Origin of the sequence: Streptomyces sp. NPDC057565 (assembly GCF_042801455.1) — a bacterium.
Classification (GTDB): Bacteria; Actinomycetota; Actinomycetes; order Streptomycetales; family Streptomycetaceae; genus Streptomyces; species Streptomyces yanii.
Genome location: NZ_JBHVFU010000105.1, coordinates 1 through 14790 on the forward strand (window position 1 = coordinate 1; position 14790 = coordinate 14790).

Here is a 14790-nt window from a genome sequence, read left to right on the forward strand (position 1 = left end):
CCGCTTGAGATCAGCTAGACGAACCGCCGGATGCGGGCCCGCATGTCCGGTGGTGTGGGGGGCGGGCCGGGAGAACCGGCTCGCCTACCCGATAGGTCTGTGCTTTCCGTTCCTATGGCGTGCTGGTGTCGTGCGGAGTGCGTACGTCAATCGCGGCCCGCCACCCGCGCCAGGTGCCGGGCCGCGGCCGCGGAGGCGGCGGCGCCCGTCACGGCCGAGCCGACGATCACCCGCAGGTCGCCCGCGCCGGCGAGGCCGGGCAGGCGCTCGGCGGTCAGTCCACCGGCGACCGCGAGCCGACGGCCGGTGCTCCACGGGCCGAGCAGGGAAGCGGGATCGGCGCCGCCGTGTTGGGCGTCCTTGCCGATGTGCGCGGCGAGGACCACCGACTCGGGCAGCCGCGCCGCGAGGTCCGTACGCCGTGGCCCGGTGGTCTCCATCAGGTCGACCACAATCTGCTTGCCGTGTTAGGCCGCGAGCTGCACCGCCTTGTCGAGGGTCGCGTCGTCGGCGATACCGAGGACGGTGGCCGAGGAGGCGCCCGCCTCGTAGGCGAGGGTGAACTCGAAGACCGCGTCGTCGGCGGTCTTGAGGTCGGCGAGGACGGGCGCGCCGTGGGCCGCGGCCACGACCTGATGTATGGACTCCATGCCGAACTGCTTGATCAGGGATGTGCCGACCTCGATCCAGTCGGTGTGCGGGGCCACGGCGGCGGCGATCCGCACCGCGCGCTCCAGCGGGATGCGGTCGAGGGCGATCTGCAACTGCAGGGCCACGGGAGGATCTCCTTGATGAACGGGGTGATGGATGGTGCTTCAGGCGGCGACGTGGGCGTCGAGGAACTCCTCGAGTTCCGCACGGGTGGGCAGGCCGTCGCTGTCGCCTCGCCGCGTGGTGGCGAGGGCACCGACGGCCGTGGCCCGGCGCAGCGCCTGCGGTGCGTCGAGCCTGTCGAGACGGGCGCTGATGAGACCGGCCGCGAAGCCGTCTCCGGTGCCGACGGAGTCGACGGACCGTACGGAGAAGAGGGGCTGGACCCAACAGCCGTCGTCCTCGAACAGCCGGGTCGCGCCGTGCCCACCGTCCTTGACGACGACGCGGCGGGCTCCGGCCGCCAGGTAGTGGCATGCGATGCCCTCGGCGTCGTCCCGGCCGGTGAGCAGCCGACCCTCGCCGAGCCCGGGCAGCACCCAGTCCGCCCGGGCCGCGAGGTCGCCCACGACCTGCACCATCTCGTCCCGGTCCGGCGACAGCGCCGGGCGCAGATTGGGATCGAAGGAGATCGTGAGACCCGCGGCACGGGCGGTCTCCATCGCCTCGTATGTGAATTCGCGTGCCGTTGGCGACAGGGCGGGCGGGATGCCGGTGACGTGCAGATGTCGGGCACCTGCCAGCCGAGCGGTGGCGGCGGGGGAGGAGGCCAGGCGGCTGCCCGCGGAGTGGGCGCGGAAGTAGACCACCTCGGGGTCGCCCACGTCGGCGCGGCCCTTGAGCTGGAAGCCGGTCGGGGCATGAGCATCGACCTCGACCGCGCCGGTGTCGATGCCCTCACCGCTCAGCGCGGAGACGACGTGGGCGCCCAGCGGATCGTCGCCGACCCGGCCCGCCCAGGCCGTGGCGTGACCCAGGCGGCTCAGCCCGATCGCGACGTTGACCTCCGCTCCGGCGAGCGCCCGGGTGTAGCGGTCGACCTGGGAGAGGGGGCCGTTGTCCTCCGCGCGGAACATCACCATCGTCTCTCCGAAGGTGACCGCGTCCAGGCGGGGCGGCGGCAGATGGGCGGGGGGTTTCAGGGGCACGTGGTCTCTCCTGGGCGGGGCGGGTGGGTGCCGTGGATCACCGGGTTGGCGAGGGTGCCGATTCCCGCGACCGTCGCCTCGACCTGCCCGCCCGGACGCAGCGGTCCGAACCCGCCGGGGGGCGCCGGTCAGGACGACGTCTCCAGGGCCGAGGGGCAGGTAGGCAGCGAGGTGGCAGAGGATCTCGGTGACGCCGCGGGCCGGATGCGCGGTGGAGGCCGGGCGGACGGTCGTCGAGTACGGGCAGGTCGGCTAGGAGAGAGTCAACCGGCGCAGCGGTTATCGCCCGCGCGAGTGGAACATGCGGGCCGGAACGACTGAGGTGGTCATCCCGAAGCTGAGGCAGGGCGGTTACTTCAACTTGTCGCACCGGCTGCTGGAGCGCCTGTCCGGAGTCCAGCTCGTCGTCTCAGGCGCCCACGCCGGCCGGGTCGACGCGATCGGCCGGCCGGTCGGGCCGGACTGAGAAGAGGCCAGGGTGTTCTTTGGCTCTTTTGCCGGTGGCACCTCGCCGGCACCTACCTTCGCCCTGCTGCTCGGCGCCGTGCCGACCCGCGAGAGGGTAGGCACTGAACGTGCCGGGGGCCCTACCTGCGCTTGGGACAGCGGGGCGCTGTTCCGGTGACCAGCAGGATGCAGAGTTCAGCGGCCATCGACACCAGCCGGGCACTGGCCGATCGGCCAGGCCGGAGGCAGGCGCGGAAGTGTTGGGGCAACGCGCGCTGTGTGCCGCACCCGGGGATGGCGTCGGGTGAGGAAGTGGACGTCAGCCGCGCCCGGCTCGTTCCTCCATCGCGTTCACCAGCCGACCCAGTGCCTTCAGCACCCACTCTCGATCCTTTCCGAGTCCCGTCAGCAGCTCTGCCTCGGTCGCGAGCTGGCGGGGGAAGAGCTCGTCGATGGCCCGGGCGCTGGTGGGAGTGATGGTGACCAGGGCGGCGCGACGGTCGGCGGGATTTGGCCTTCGGGCGATGAATCCGCGCCTTTCCAGCTTGGCGAGGGTCTTGCTCACCCCGGCCCGGGACAGACCCAGCTGCTCGGCGAGGCGGCGGGCGATGACGGGGGCGGTGGCGTACCGGAGGGGGATGAGCGTGTCGACCTCGGGTGGGGTGAGCGGGCTGCCCGCGTAGAGCGATTCCACCGCCCGGTCATGCAGGCCTGTGGCGCGTTTGAGTAGACCGACGAGCTCCATCGGCGATGTGTCGAGGTCGGCGTTGTGCCGGGCCCACTGTGTACGGATCTCGGACGGGGAGGACATGGTGCTCGCCTCTTCGGTCTGGACCAATTTGTTGAAAGGTGAACTACTGGTTTACTGTTATGTCATGATTTTTCCCCTTTCTACTCGTGTTGGAGGCACGCGTTCCGCCACCTCCGCTTCGCCGCCCGTCCCCTCCCGGCGGGCCGTCGTGGTGCTCGTCGCCGTCCTCAGTGCCCTGACCGCAGTCGTCCCGCTCGGAACCGACATGTACGTTCCGGGGTTCCCCGCGATGGGGGACGCCCTTGGGGCGAGCAGTTCGGCCGTGCAGCTGACCATGACCGCATATCTGGCCGGACTCGTCGTGGGGCAGCTGCTGATAGGGCCGATCAGCGACAAGATCGGCCGACGCCGCCTGCTGATCGGGGGCGCGGCCGGATTCGCCGTCTCCTCTGTCCTGTGCGCTGTCGCGCCGAGCGTCGCGGTTTTGACCGGTGCCCGTTTCCTGCAGGGCGCGGCCGGCGCGGCGGGCTTGGTGCTGGCCCGGGCCGTCCTCGCCGACCGCTTTCACGGACGAGAACTACCCCGCTACTTTGCGGTGCTGTACCAGATCATGAGCGTCGCGCCGATCGCAGCTCCTGTGCTTGGTGGAGCCACCCTGTCGGTGTCCACGTGGCGTGCGGTGTTCATTGTCCTGACGGCGATCGGCCTGCTGCTGGTGATCGGCGTGATACGCGGTGTCCCGGAGTCTCTGCCGGTCGAGCGCCGCCACAGCGGCGGCGTGGCGAGCTCGTTTCGCGCGATGGGAGAATTGCTAGCCCGCCGCATGTTCATCGGCTACGCCCTCGTCCTGACCCTGGTCTCGGCGGCGCTGTTCACCTACATCAGCGGCTCGAGCTTCGTCTTCGAGAGCCTGTATGGGGTGTCGTCGACGATGTACTCCCTCATCTTTGCCACCAACGCCGCCGGCATGCTGATCGCCGGGGTGGTCTTCTCCCGCCTGGCCGGGCGCGTCCGCCTCAACTCGCTTCTCATGGCAGGTGTCGGCATCGCCGCGCTCGGTGTTGTCGCGCAGGTTCTGCTGGTGCTGGCCGTGGGCGAGACCCTCACCGGCACCTGGGTCACCTTGTTCGTCACCCTGAGCGGCGTCGGGCTGCTCTTCCCCGCGGCGATGAGTATCGGTCATGCCCTGGCACGAAACGCCTCGGGTGCCGCCTCCGCTCTCCTCGGCGGCTTCCAGTTTCTCTTTGGTGCCCTCGCCTCACCCCTGGTTGGCCTCTTCGGCGCGGACAGCTCTCTGCCGATGGCCCTCATCATGCTGACCGCAGTAGCGGCGGCGGGAGCTGCGCTGGTAGCGCTCGCCCGACCGTGGCAGGGCCACGGAGAACCAGCCACTGCGACCGGCAGCTGAACACGCTGAGAATCTCACTCAAGCGGCTTGACACGACATAGCAGCCTCGGAGGGCAGGCCAGCCGTGGTTTGCCGACGAGGGCTACCGAGGATGGTGCCCGTCCACCGCACGGCCTGCTGATCACCACCAGCCAATCCACCAGGCCAGCACGTCCCGACCTCAATCGCGTACCAAGTCGTCAGGGCTGGGGGAGGTTTGGCGGGCCGCCCGAGGCATCTTGTAAGGTTCCTCCCGAATCATCCAGAGGGGTGGAGGGACCGGCCCTACGAAGCCCCGGCAACTCCCCGGTCGAGTCGGCGCGCGACGCGCGCACCGCACCGGCCGGGATCAGTGCCAACTCCGGCCTGTCGCCAACGTGGCGCGGGAAAGATGAGGAGACACGGTGCTCTCTGTGCTGTCCTTCGCCCGGGCGCTTCCCGCCCCGGCCCTTCCGCGTACCCGTCTCGTGTCCGGCGCAGGCAATCGGCCGACTCTTCCGGCCTGTCCCCGCTGACCTCACCGCTCCTCGCCCGGAGCCCCCGTGAGCGCAACCCAACCGCCGCTCGCGGGATTTGAGACTGGAGTACCCATTCATGGAGAACACGAGCGGCGTAGGTGTGCTCGACAAGGTCACCTCGATCCTCAGTGCCTTGGAGGCCGGCCCCACCACCCTGGCCGGACTGGTTGCCGCCACCGGTCTGGCGCGGCCCACCGCCCACCGACTCGCCGTCGCGCTCGAACGACACCGCCTGGTCACCAGGGACATAGAGGGCCGGTTCACCCTCGGTCCCCGACTCGCCGAGCTCTCGACCGCCGCCGGCGAGGATCGCCTGCTGGCCGCCGCAGGCTTGGTCCTCACCCGCCTGCGCGACGCCACCGGCGAGAGTGCTCAGCTCTACCGTCGGCAGGGTGAGGAGCGCATCTGCGTGGCTGCTGTCGAGCGCCTTTCTGGCCTTCGTGACGCTGTTCCCGTCGGCGTCACCCTTCCCATGAAGGTCGGCTCCGCCGCCCAGATCCTGCTCGCCTGGGAGGAGCCCGAGCGCCTCTACCGCGGCCTCCGGGGTGCCCGCTTCACCGCCACCGCCCTCAGCGGCGTGCGGCGCCGCGGCTGGGCCCAGTCCGTCGGCGAACGCGAGCCCGATGTGGCCTCCGTCTCCGCGCCCGTCCGCGGCCCGTCCAACCGAGTGGTGGCCGCCGTCTCCGTCTCCGGCCCGATCCAACGCCTCACCCGCTACCCCGGCGCCCACCTCTCCCAGGCCGTCGTCGAGGCCGCTGCCCGCCTCACCGAGGCCCTTCGCCACCCCTGATGAGCCCCCGCCGTCCCCGGCACAGGTCGTCGCGGCCGAACTGGCCTGTCGTTCCTGGCACCCCCGCCGCGCAACCCCCTGGCCAACCGCTGGCCGTCCCTGTCGGCCCTGACCACCTTGATGGCGGTCGACGACCGAGACCGGTGCTGCCGCTGCGCCGCACAGCTCCGCTCTCGCGGTGCAGTCGGCCAGCACCCCCTGGCCACCAGCCAGCCGGATCATCAACTGCGGAGCATGCGCACGCACCCCGCCCGGCCCCCGCCACCGCAGTTCAAGCGGCCGGGCGGCCAGAGCGCTGACGCGCGGATCGCGGTCAAACAGCATCACATGCAGCCGCATCGCCGTCGACGCGTAGTGCACCAGATGCCCGGTGGTTGCCGACCACCACCATCCCGGCGCCAACCGTTTGCCCTTGTGGACCGAGAACGGCCTCATCGGCGGACACCGCTCAAAGACCCACCTCACCAGCCGCTTCCGGCCACCGCAGACACCGCGATGCCTGCCCCGCCCGCAGGCGGTGCGCCGCCCGCGTCAGATTCGTCTCCCCGGCGACCTGCAGAAGTATCTGAGCTGTCGATGTTCCACGTCGCTCACCCGTCGCCGGGGCAGGAGGCGACCGTGGCGAGTCCGGCGAAGTCGGCCATGACCAGCATCTGATGCTCGAAGTACTCCCGTCGTTCCTCGATCAAGTCGTTGAGCCGTCCGAAGACCTCGAAGCTGACCAGGCCGAACATCTGGGTCCACAGCGTGAAGGCGGTGGCGATCAGCATTTCGGGTGCCGGTTCGGTCCAGGAGGGCTTCGGCATGGGGCCCTGGTCCAGTAGCCGACCCAGCTCCGCGTGGGTCGCCGCGGGCAGCGGCCGGGGCGGGGCCACCGGGCGCAGCCCGCGTTCGGCACCGTCGAACAGGATGCCGATCAGGGCCATCACGACTTCTGATGCCGGCCCCACCGTCTCCGGCGGGGCCATGTAGCTCGGTACCGGGCTGCCGTAGATCAGGGCGTACTCGGCAGGGTGGTCACGGGCCCACGAGCGCACGCCGTTCCCGAGCGACAGGAGCCGGCCCGGCAAGTCGTGGCGGGGTACGGCGGCTTCCGCCGCCTTCGCGGATGCGGCGAGCGCCGCGTAGGCGTCCGTGATGAGCGCGGTCAGCAACGCATCACGGTTGGGGAAGTAGCGGTACAGCGCCGAGGGGACCAGGCCGGCGTCCCTCGCCACGGCTCGCAAGGACAGGTTCGCTCCGTGCGTGGCCAGGTGCCGCTTGGCGATCGCGCGGATCTCCTCGACGGTCTCCGCGCGGATCCGGGCCCGCAGTGATGTCACCGACATGACGGCATTCTCGCACAGTGAGGAGAACAGTGGTCCGTAGCGTGAACAGTGTTCTTGACATGCGGGTCGCTGGTGGCTCACATTGATTCGAGATCACTGTTCTCGCAAGAGAACACCGTACACAGACTCGGGGTCACTCATGTCTCTGCACGTCATCGTGGGCGCCGGACCGGTAGGAACAGCCACTGCGCGCCTGCTCGCCGACCAAGGGGAACAGGTCCGCGTGGTCACACGGCGCGGTACCGGCCCGGACCACTCGGCCGTCGAGCGGGTGGTTGCCGACGCGACCGACGCGTCGGCTCTCGCTCGGTTCTGTGTGGGGGCGACCGCGCTCTACAACTGCGCCAGCCCGGCCTACCACCGGTGGCCCATCGATTGGCCCCCGCTGGCAGAGGCCTTCATCGAAGCAGCCCGCACCAGCGGCGCCGTGCTGGTGACCGCAAGCAACCTCTACGGCTACGGCCCGGTGACCGGCGCCATGACCGAGCGGCATCCGCTGTTGGCGACTGGCGCAAAGGGCCAGGTCCGGGCCCGGATGTGGGCCGACGCGCTCGCCGCGCACGAAGCCGGCCACATTCGCACCGCGGAGGTCCGATCCTCGGACTACCTGGGGGCCGGCACCCAGTCGCTGCTCACGATGACCGTCCTGCCCAAGGCGCTGGCGGGGGCGCGCGTGCGTGTCCCCGCGGACCTGGACGCGCCGCGCAGTTGGACCTACGTCGGCGATGTTGCGCGCACGCTGGTCGCCGTCGCGGCGGACAAAAGCGCGTGGGGCCGCGCCTGGCACGTGCCGGCCACCGCACCGGTCTCCATGCGCGACATCACCACCCGCGCCTGTGCACTGGCCGACGCGCCCCCGCCGCGGTTGTCCACCATGCCCGCGGCAGTGCTCTGGCTCGGTGGGCTGGGCAATCCGATCGTCCGCGAACTCCGCGAGACCCAGTACCAGTTCCGCAAGCCGTTCGTGGTGGATTCCTCTGCCGCGACCAAGGCTTTCGGGATAGAGCCCGCCGCGCTCGAAGTGTCGCTGGAGGAGACCATCGCTACCTGGCGTGGGGAAGGCCGGTGAGACGCGCGCTCTCGTTGCAGAGCCGGTCTCAGCGTTCGACATCGGTAGCCAATATCCGATGCCGCCCCGGGTGTCGGCGAGGAGGCGGCCCACATATTCCTGCTCCACCTCCTGCGACAGGACCAAGACGGGAAGTCCGGGATGGTCGCGGCGGGACTGGACTGCGATGACAGCAGGACGTTGTCCTCGGTGGTCACTACGCGCACGGCAGCCCCACGGTGATGACGGCCGGCCCGCCCGGGGCTGCTGATCTTTCAGGTGCCGTCCGGAGCGGCGGCGCGGCGGCGCATTCCGTCCGGGCCGGACCCTGGGCTGGCGTCCGCTCCGCCGGTCCCGTTTGTCCTCGAACTCCGCGCAGAGCAGCGCACCGTTGCGGGTGACACGAACCGAGGCATGGGTGGCCCGGCTGCGTCTGCCGATGTTCGCCAGAGCCTCGGTGACGGCGAAGTAGGCGACCGCTTCGACCGCTGCGGGGATGTCACCGAGCGGGCTGATGCCGATGGGCGGGTGATGGCGTCCCTTGTCGTGGTGCAGCCGATCACGGTTACTGAGGTTTTCGCATTGTCGTCGGGTGATGACTGTTGGTGATCCCTGCGGTATGCCGGTGGGATGCGGTATGCGGAGGGTGGGGGCCTGACTGCTGGGCGGCGGGCGTTGCGTAACGGGTGCGGCTGGAGGCCGGCGGGCGGTTCGCGGCGGGTGAGAAGACCGCGGTGATCGCGAAGGAGTTGCGGGTGAGCGAGCGTTCGGTGGAACACTGGCGTCGAGCTTGGCGGGAGGGTGGTCCGGAGTCCCTGCGTTCCGCCAGGCCGGCGAAGGTGCCGAGGATCTCGGATGCCCAATCTGCGGTACAGCGCTGTGCCGACGGCTTCTGCGGCGTTCACCTGTTCTCCTGCTCATGCCCGGGCGGGGTATGTCCTGCTTGGCAGCCGTGTGGTGGCGATGGTGAACGCAAGCGGCGGCCAGTGGAGTGTTCCGGAGATTGAGGTGCGCCGGGCGGCAGCGGAACTGAACGCGGTGGAGATGGACTGCCAGGACCTGGTCCGCATCGGTCCGTTCCGTGGCGCGCCGAAGAAGGAGTGCAACGAGACAACGCTGATGCGCTGGCGCCAGCGCATCACCGGGGAACTGCAGGAGCTGGGCGACCCCGAGCGGGCAGCACGACGTGAGAGTGGCCGGCCGTACCATCTGGCGGGGATCGACTGGCGGCGGATACTCGTGGAGCAAACTCGCGACCGGACGATGCAAACATGGTGGCTGCCGCGCGCCGTGGTCAGGCTGCTGGATGTGGCCGAGCACACCGAAACGCAGTGGCTGCAAGCCGCGCGGACCTGGCAGGGAAACTCGGCCGTCACCGAGCCGCCCGCCCACGGCTGGCAGGCCCGAGCCGTCGGACGGCCAGCAGACGACGAACTCCGACTGCTCAACCGCCCCGCTACGCCCGCACAACGGGGAACTGCAAGGCCACCTGTACTCGGTACTCAGCAGGAAGTCCGGCACCTCCCGCAAGGTGGCTGGGTGGAGGTGCACCATCTGCCGCACCGCACCCGCCGCCGCACTCGACCACTGCCACGAACACGGCTACGTCCGCGCCCCCGTCTGCCACTCCCGCAACACACAAGAACGACCCGACCACCTGTACAGCAACGACATCCGCGTGGCCGGCCACTACACACGCCTCTTTGACACCCACACCACCGACTGGCTCCGCCACTGGCACCGCCGCCCTGGCTGCCGCGCCCGCACCACCCTGCCACTGCCACACCTCGCCGCATGGACCGCCCACGTAGGCTGCCGATCACTGCGCCCGACCCACCGCGATCCCCGCGGCTCCCGCGCACGCAAACCCTGCGGTGTGCTGCGCGTTTCCTGGACGGGCAGTCAGAATGCGCCCCGTTCCTGCTTGCTCACTGTCGCCGTCGACTTCTGCCCTTCCGGCGAGCACCGTGTCCTGGCGCAAATCCCCTACCGCGAAGCCGCCGAGCGGTTTGGCACCTGGCTGGCCGAGACCGCCCCTGCCGTGGCCGCCGCGGCCGGACCTGACCGCCTGGACGGCCTCCCCGCCCGGTCCCGACCAGTCATCGTGGACGCCAGCAGTGAGGGCCTGGTGCTGTTCTGAATGAACAGCACCAGATCCGGCACCAACGTCACCCCCCACCCGCACGGCGCCGGTTCGCATCCCACCCGGACGCCCACGAAATCCGCTGCATCCTCCACCAACGCCACAAGCAGCCCCACAATTTCAGACATCTCCGGGACCCGCCGCGCCCAGGGTCTGGGTCCCCGGCAGAAGGAACGCCTGCTCGGACTGTTCGCACCGCCGGCCAGGCCCCGGCGGCGCGTCGGGCAGCGGCGCGGGCGGCGTCGGCGGGGCGGATGCCTTGGCTGATGGGATCGAGGACGATCATCTACCGGTGTCGGGCAGCGGCCGGCCCCACACGACGAGCGGTTGATCACGCCCCGGCGACCGAGTGGCGCTGCGCGTCGATGTTTCCGGTCATCCTGCTCAGCAGATCGCTGAGCAGGGCCTTCTCGTCCTCGGTCAAGCCGGTGGTCGTCACCCGCTCGAGCTCCGCCCAGATCTCCTGGACCGGTTCGAGCAGCGCCCGGCCCTTGTCAGTCAGGGAGACGAGGGTGACGCGGCGGTCGGGGGCGGACTTCTCGCGGGTGATGACACCGACCGCCTCCATGCGGGCCAGCATCTTCGCCGCCGTGGGCGGTTCCACGCACAGCAACTCGGCCAGCTCGACCTGGGAGCGGGGCTGCTCGTCCCACAGGTGGGCCAGCAGCACTTCCTGCCCAGGCACCAGTCCGACCTCGCGGAGCAGAGACAGCGCGAGGGTGCGGTGCGTGCGTGCGAGGGCGGGGATCAGGGAGCTGATCGGGCCGACCTCCTCCAGCCGCGGGGCGGCGACGAATTCCACCGGAGGGGACCTCCATGCATATAGTTATCCGGCTTATTGTTTCCCGGCTACTGAACGTTGCCGTCTTCGAGTCAAGCACGGCCACGCTGCGCTTCCCGCCCCGGGACGTCCGATCCGCACCCGAAGGAATCACCTTGAACGCCACGCCCTCACGTCGCATCACGGTCAAGAACACCGCCATCGCGGCCGCCGCCGCCCTTGTCACCGATCTCGTCGTCTACGCCATCGCCAAGGGCGTCGGCGTCACGATGGAGGTGAACACCCCGTATCCGATCACCGCCGTGACCGTGGGGCTGCTCACCGCGCTCCCTCTCCTGCTGGCAGCACTGGTGGTCGCCCTGATCGCCGCGAAGAAGCCCCGCTTCCAGACCTTCGCAGCCTGGATAGGCCTTGTCGTCGCTCTGCTGAGCGTGGCCAACCCCTTCATCTCCGCCACGCAGATCTCGACGGCGTTCTCACTCGCCCCCATGCACATCGTGGTCGGCGCCGCCTGGTTCCTTCTCGCTCGCCCCACCCCCACTAGCTGACCACGAAGGCGGCGGGAACCGTCCGCGTCCGCACGTCACATTTTCGCCAGCAAGTCCCGAAGTGGATACCCAGCCCATGTCTGATATAGCCCCGGAGGCCCCAGCGTTCTCGACGCCAACCGCTGGAAGGCGCTCGTGTTCATTGCGCTCGCCCAGCTGATGGTGGTCCTGGACGTCACCATCGTGAACATCGCCCTGCCCTCCGCCCAGACGGACCTGGGCATATCCGACGGCAACCGGCAGTGGGTCGTCACGGCCTACGCCCTCGCCTTCGGCGGCCTGCTCCTGTTCGGCGGCTGGGTCGCGGACCTGTGGGGCCGCAAGCGCGCCTTCGTCATCGGTCTGATCGGCTTCGCCCTGGCCTCGTCGCTCGGCGGTCTCGCCGGCTCCGGCCCGATGACCGTCACGGAGACGGTTGAGCGAACGGATACCTCCGGTTACCGGATCGACCAAACGTGCTGTGACCTGCGGATTTGAGGTTCGGAAACAGGCTTTCAGCTTGTCATTTATGGTCCGGCGTCGAACGAGGCTCGAACTTGATCTGCGTTTTCGCAGTTCAGCGGACGTGAAGGCGGCCTTCGTCTGATCCTGTGCTCCGTCACAGAGGCATAGGAAGAGTGCGAAGGCCGTGGTCGTGAGTTTGGTGCATCAGGGCGTCCTGCGGGATGCGTTCGCGGAAGTGTCACACTTCCGGTCGGAGTTGTACGCGTGCATGACCGCACGGGGCGACGCGTTGTTCGAGATATGCGACGCGTTGCTGTGCACAGACGGTCCGGTGCGGGCGCTGGTCGATCTCGCGCTTGCGCCCGAACACCGCCGTGGTCACGGAGCTCTGTACGGCGGGCTCAACCAGGGGCGGATCGATGTCGCCCGGCTGCGTCGTGCGCTGGCTGGGATGCCGCTACCGAGGGCGGCGGACGGCAGGCTTGTGCTGGCCGTGGATGTCTCGCCGTGGCTGCGGCCGGACGCCAACACGTGTGCTGACCGTCCTTTTGCCACACGTTCGGGCGGGGTGAGGGAAAGCATCAGATGGTGCCCGGCTGGCCGTATTCGGTGGTGGCCGCACCTCCTGGACGGCGGTGCTGGACGCGGTCCGTCTCGAGCCCGGCGCCGACGTCGCCGCCGTGACCACGGTGCAGATCCGTGAGGTCGTCGAGCGTCTCGTCGCCGCTGGCCAGTGGAAGCCGGGTGACCCGGAGGTCCTGGTCGTGCTGGACGCCGAATACGACGCCCCGCGCATCGCCCACCTGCTGGCAGGGCTGCCTGTCGACATCCTCGGCCGGCTTCGTTCGGACCGCGTGATGCGCAGGCCGACACCGCCGCGGGTCTACGACCCCAAGGGCGGCCGGCCGCCCAAGCACGGCGACGAGTTCGTCTTCGGCGACCCCAAAACCTGGGCCGTCGAGCACGCCGTGACGACCACGGACACCCGCCTCTACGGGAAGGCGACCGCGCAGGCGTGGGACCGGCTGCACCCGCGGCTCACCCGCCGGGCGGCCTGGCTTGACCACGAAGGTCCGCTGCCGATCATCGAAGGCACCGTCGTCCGTCTGGTCGTGGAGAAGCTGCCCAGCGGCGGGGTGAACAAGCCCGTCTGGCTGTGGTGGTCGGGCACCGGCGCCACGGAGACGGACGTCGACCGCTGCTGGCAATCCTTCCTCCGTCGCTTCGACATCGAGCACACGTTTCGCCTCTTCAAGCAGACGCTCGGGTGGACCAAACCTCGGCTTCGCAGCTCGGAAGCAGCCGACCGGTGGACATGGCTGGTGATCGCGGCCTATGCCCAGCTCCGACTGGCCCGCCCGCTGGCCACCGACCTGCGGCGGCCCTGGGAGAAGCCGACCGAGCCGAACAAACTGACACCAGCCCGCGTCCGCAGGGGGTTCAGGAACCTGCACGCGAAAGCCGCGAGGCTGTCGCACAACTTCTGCTTCGTGAAGGTCAAGAGCGAGTTCTGGCCGTGTGGCTGAGCAGCTTGTTGAGGTTGTGGACCGTGCCGAGGAGCTTGATCTCGGTGTCCACGGCATGGCAGCCGCGGTAGTTGAGGTGGCGGCCGAAGCGCTGAACCCGACCACCAGGGCGTCGACCGTGTCCGCGTGCCTGACCTTCACCCTTAACTGCACTACCTGGAGAACTGCGACGAAGCTGACCTGCGCATCCACACTGGACAGCTCCTGAGAGGTCGTTCTCTTTCCGAACCTCGTGTGCGACTTTTGCTGGTCAGACATGAGATCGCGGCTGTCGCGGAAGTCTCGGTTCGTTGTTGACCGAGCTGTCGTTGGAGTGGCGGATGCCGTCGATGCGAGCGGTCCTGGAAGAGCGGCAGAAGGCCGCGGCGGTGCTGGTGGAGGAGCTCGGAGCCGAGCTGGAGCGGGTGCAGCTGGCTCTGGCGGACGCAGAGGACGTACTCAGGCGCCGTGTGATCGGCCTGGAGCAGTATCTGGAGGCGCCGGCCGAGGCGGACGCGCCCGCCGTGGTGGCCGGCGGGGTGTCGCCGGCGAGGCCGGTGGGACCCCGCCGGGCGGTGCCTCACCGGCAGAACGCGGCAGGTGTCGAAGGATTGTCGGTGGACTACCAGGCGTTGATGGCCGCCGCGGTGGAGGTGGGAGGCGACGGGCTGGGTGCTCGGCGGGCGGCGGTGGTGCTGGGCTGGGACAGCGCGTCCGCCTCCCGGGTCGAGGGAGCGAGGGCACGACTGAAGCGGCTGGTGGAGCGGGGCTGGCTGGTGGAGGTGAAGCCGGGCAGGTTCACGCTGCCCGCGCCGGAACGGGTTCCTGGTGCTGGTGCCGAGCGGCCAGACGGCGGCTCATGAGTATGGTCATCGACCACCGGATGACGGCTTCGCCGGTGGCAGGGTGCCTTTCGTAGTCGCGGACGAGGCGTCGGCTCTGCAGGAGCCAGACGAAGGTCCGCTCGACGGCCCAGCGGTGTGGCAGGACCTGAAAACCGTGGACATCGTCGCTGCGGCGGACGATCTCGACAGCCAGGCCCAGATGCTGGGCCGCCCAGTCGATGAGGTGGCCGGTGTAACCGCCGTCGGCCCAGACGCGGGCAAGGCGCCGGAACCGTTCTTTCCCTGCAGGCAGCAGCGTGCGGGCGGCGTCCCGGTCGGTCGTGGACGCGGGCGTGACCAACACGTCCAGGACCAGTCCGAGTGAACCTTCCCCTTGATCGTGGACACCTGGAGACTGGGACCTGAGGTTCCAGAGGAAGTAGCACCAGGTGGGAAGCAAGTACATGAAGCGGTACA

General features: G+C 69.5%; 14 protein-coding genes, 5 pseudogenes and 1 riboswitch. Of the genes and pseudogenes, 10 read left to right on the forward strand and 9 right to left on the reverse strand.

The features are described 5' to 3' along the window. Nucleotides 1-146: 146 nt before the first annotated feature. The 3 genes from ACFU8W_RS50225 to ACFU8W_RS50235 are packed head-to-tail and all read right to left on the reverse strand — an operon-like array spanning nt 147 to nt 1799. A complete protein-coding gene (locus ACFU8W_RS50225) occupies nt 147-440 on the reverse strand; it encodes a hypothetical protein (protein ID WP_384052544.1) in 294 nt (97 codons plus the stop codon). 27 nt (nt 441-467) lie between these two features. Further along, complete coding sequence (locus ACFU8W_RS50230; RefSeq protein ID WP_384052545.1) at nt 468-776, reverse strand: orotidine 5'-phosphate decarboxylase / HUMPS family protein; 309 nt, start codon at nt 774-776, stop codon at nt 468-470. Nucleotides 777-815: 39 nt separating this feature from the next. Then, the gene (locus ACFU8W_RS50235) at nt 816-1799 is read right to left on the reverse strand and encodes a sugar kinase (protein ID WP_384052546.1); all 984 of its coding nucleotides are present in this window, start codon (nt 1797-1799) and stop codon (nt 816-818) included. Between the two features lie 268 nt (nt 1800-2067). Here ACFU8W_RS50235 and ACFU8W_RS50240 point away from each other — a divergent pair. Then, nucleotides 2068-2265, forward strand: a pseudogene (locus tag ACFU8W_RS50240) (IS256 family transposase); the annotation flags it as partial. Nucleotides 2266-2565: 300 nt separating this feature from the next. On the opposite strand, the gene ACFU8W_RS50245 reads toward ACFU8W_RS50240, so the two are convergent. Continuing rightward, nucleotides 2566-3057: a MarR family winged helix-turn-helix transcriptional regulator gene (locus tag ACFU8W_RS50245; RefSeq protein ID WP_384052547.1), complete on the reverse strand. Its 492-nt coding sequence runs from the start codon at nt 3055-3057 to the stop codon at nt 2566-2568. On the opposite strand from ACFU8W_RS50245, the gene ACFU8W_RS50250 reads away from it, so the two are divergent. Continuing rightward, a complete protein-coding gene (locus ACFU8W_RS50250) occupies nt 3056-4405 on the forward strand; it encodes a multidrug effflux MFS transporter (protein WP_384052548.1) in 1350 nt (449 codons plus the stop codon). The genes ACFU8W_RS50245 and ACFU8W_RS50250 overlap by 2 nt on opposite strands. 234 nt (nt 4406-4639) lie before the next feature. Further along, nucleotides 4640-4782, forward strand: a riboswitch (SAM riboswitch). Nucleotides 4783-4978: 196 nt separating this feature from the next. Then, on the forward strand, nt 4979-5692 hold the full coding sequence (locus ACFU8W_RS50255; RefSeq protein WP_384052549.1) for an IclR family transcriptional regulator: 714 nt from the start codon (nt 4979-4981) through the stop codon (nt 5690-5692). A gap of 195 nt (nt 5693-5887) precedes the next feature. Here the strand turns inward: ACFU8W_RS50255 and ACFU8W_RS50260 are convergent. Both ACFU8W_RS50260 and ACFU8W_RS50265 read right to left on the reverse strand, forming a co-directional pair. Further along, nucleotides 5888-6127, reverse strand: a pseudogene (locus ACFU8W_RS50260) (hypothetical protein); the annotation flags it as partial. A 155-nt stretch (nt 6128-6282) separates the two neighbouring features. Further along, complete coding sequence (locus ACFU8W_RS50265; protein WP_384052550.1) at nt 6283-7020, reverse strand: TetR/AcrR family transcriptional regulator; 738 nt, start codon at nt 7018-7020, stop codon at nt 6283-6285. 139 nt (nt 7021-7159) lie between these two features. Between ACFU8W_RS50265 and ACFU8W_RS50270 the strand changes: the two genes are divergently transcribed. Next, on the forward strand, nt 7160-8089 hold the full coding sequence (locus tag ACFU8W_RS50270; protein ID WP_384052551.1) for an NAD-dependent epimerase/dehydratase family protein: 930 nt from the start codon (nt 7160-7162) through the stop codon (nt 8087-8089). A gap of 45 nt (nt 8090-8134) precedes the next feature. Here the strand turns inward: ACFU8W_RS50270 and ACFU8W_RS50275 are convergent. Beyond that, nucleotides 8135-8254: pseudogene (locus tag ACFU8W_RS50275) on the reverse strand (DNA-binding response regulator); the annotation flags it as partial. A 500-nt stretch (nt 8255-8754) separates the two neighbouring features. Here ACFU8W_RS50275 and ACFU8W_RS50280 point away from each other — a divergent pair. Continuing rightward, entirely contained in the window at nt 8755-9075 is a 321-nt protein-coding gene (locus ACFU8W_RS50280; protein ID WP_384052552.1) for a helix-turn-helix domain-containing protein, read from the forward strand. Nucleotides 9076-9599: 524 nt separating this feature from the next. Continuing rightward, nucleotides 9600-10208 (forward strand): endonuclease domain-containing protein, encoded by a 609-nt coding sequence (locus ACFU8W_RS50285; protein WP_384052553.1) that lies wholly within the window; start codon nt 9600-9602, stop codon nt 10206-10208. A 334-nt stretch (nt 10209-10542) separates the two neighbouring features. Here the strand turns inward: ACFU8W_RS50285 and ACFU8W_RS50290 are convergent, their stop codons facing one another. Further along, nucleotides 10543-11013 (reverse strand): MarR family winged helix-turn-helix transcriptional regulator, encoded by a 471-nt coding sequence (locus ACFU8W_RS50290; protein ID WP_384052554.1) that lies wholly within the window; start codon nt 11011-11013, stop codon nt 10543-10545. A gap of 134 nt (nt 11014-11147) precedes the next feature. Between ACFU8W_RS50290 and ACFU8W_RS50295 the strand changes: the two genes are divergently transcribed. The 4 genes and pseudogenes from ACFU8W_RS50295 (at nt 11148) to ACFU8W_RS50310 (ending at nt 14352) form a co-directional block, all read left to right on the forward strand. Further along, complete coding sequence (locus tag ACFU8W_RS50295) at nt 11148-11540, forward strand: DUF6069 family protein (protein WP_384052555.1); 393 nt, start codon at nt 11148-11150, stop codon at nt 11538-11540. Between the two features lie 135 nt (nt 11541-11675). Next, nucleotides 11676-11939 (forward strand): annotated as a pseudogene (locus ACFU8W_RS50300) (MFS transporter); the annotation flags it as partial. A 235-nt stretch (nt 11940-12174) separates the two neighbouring features. Then, nucleotides 12175-13447 (forward strand): annotated as a pseudogene (locus ACFU8W_RS50305) (NF041680 family putative transposase); the annotation flags it as partial. Between the two features lie 392 nt (nt 13448-13839). Beyond that, nucleotides 13840-14352 (forward strand): hypothetical protein, encoded by a 513-nt coding sequence (locus tag ACFU8W_RS50310; RefSeq protein ID WP_384052557.1) that lies wholly within the window; start codon nt 13840-13842, stop codon nt 14350-14352. On the opposite strand, the gene ACFU8W_RS50315 is transcribed toward ACFU8W_RS50310, so the two are convergent. Then, a partial coding sequence (locus ACFU8W_RS50315) for a transposase (RefSeq protein ID WP_384052556.1) occupies nt 14288-14790 on the reverse strand: 503 nt, incomplete at its 5' end. The genes ACFU8W_RS50310 and ACFU8W_RS50315 overlap by 65 nt on opposite strands.

Coding starts and splice junctions, on each gene's coding strand:
- ACFU8W_RS50270 (WP_384052551.1), top strand. CDS start 7,160: ATGTCTCTGCACGTCATCGTGGGCGCCGGACCGGTAGGAACAGCCACT.
- ACFU8W_RS50310 (WP_384052557.1), top strand. CDS start 13,840: ATGCGAGCGGTCCTGGAAGAGCGGCAGAAGGCCGCGGCGGTGCTGGTG.
- ACFU8W_RS50255 (WP_384052549.1), top strand. CDS start 4,979: ATGGAGAACACGAGCGGCGTAGGTGTGCTCGACAAGGTCACCTCGATC.
- ACFU8W_RS50250 (WP_384052548.1), top strand. CDS start 3,056: ATGGTGCTCGCCTCTTCGGTCTGGACCAATTTGTTGAAAGGTGAACTA.
- ACFU8W_RS50265 (WP_384052550.1), bottom strand. CDS start 7,020: ATGTCGGTGACATCACTGCGGGCCCGGATCCGCGCGGAGACCGTCGAG.
- ACFU8W_RS50245 (WP_384052547.1), bottom strand. CDS start 3,057: ATGTCCTCCCCGTCCGAGATCCGTACACAGTGGGCCCGGCACAACGCC.
- ACFU8W_RS50225 (WP_384052544.1), bottom strand. CDS start 440: ATGGAGACCACCGGGCCACGGCGTACGGACCTCGCGGCGCGGCTGCCC.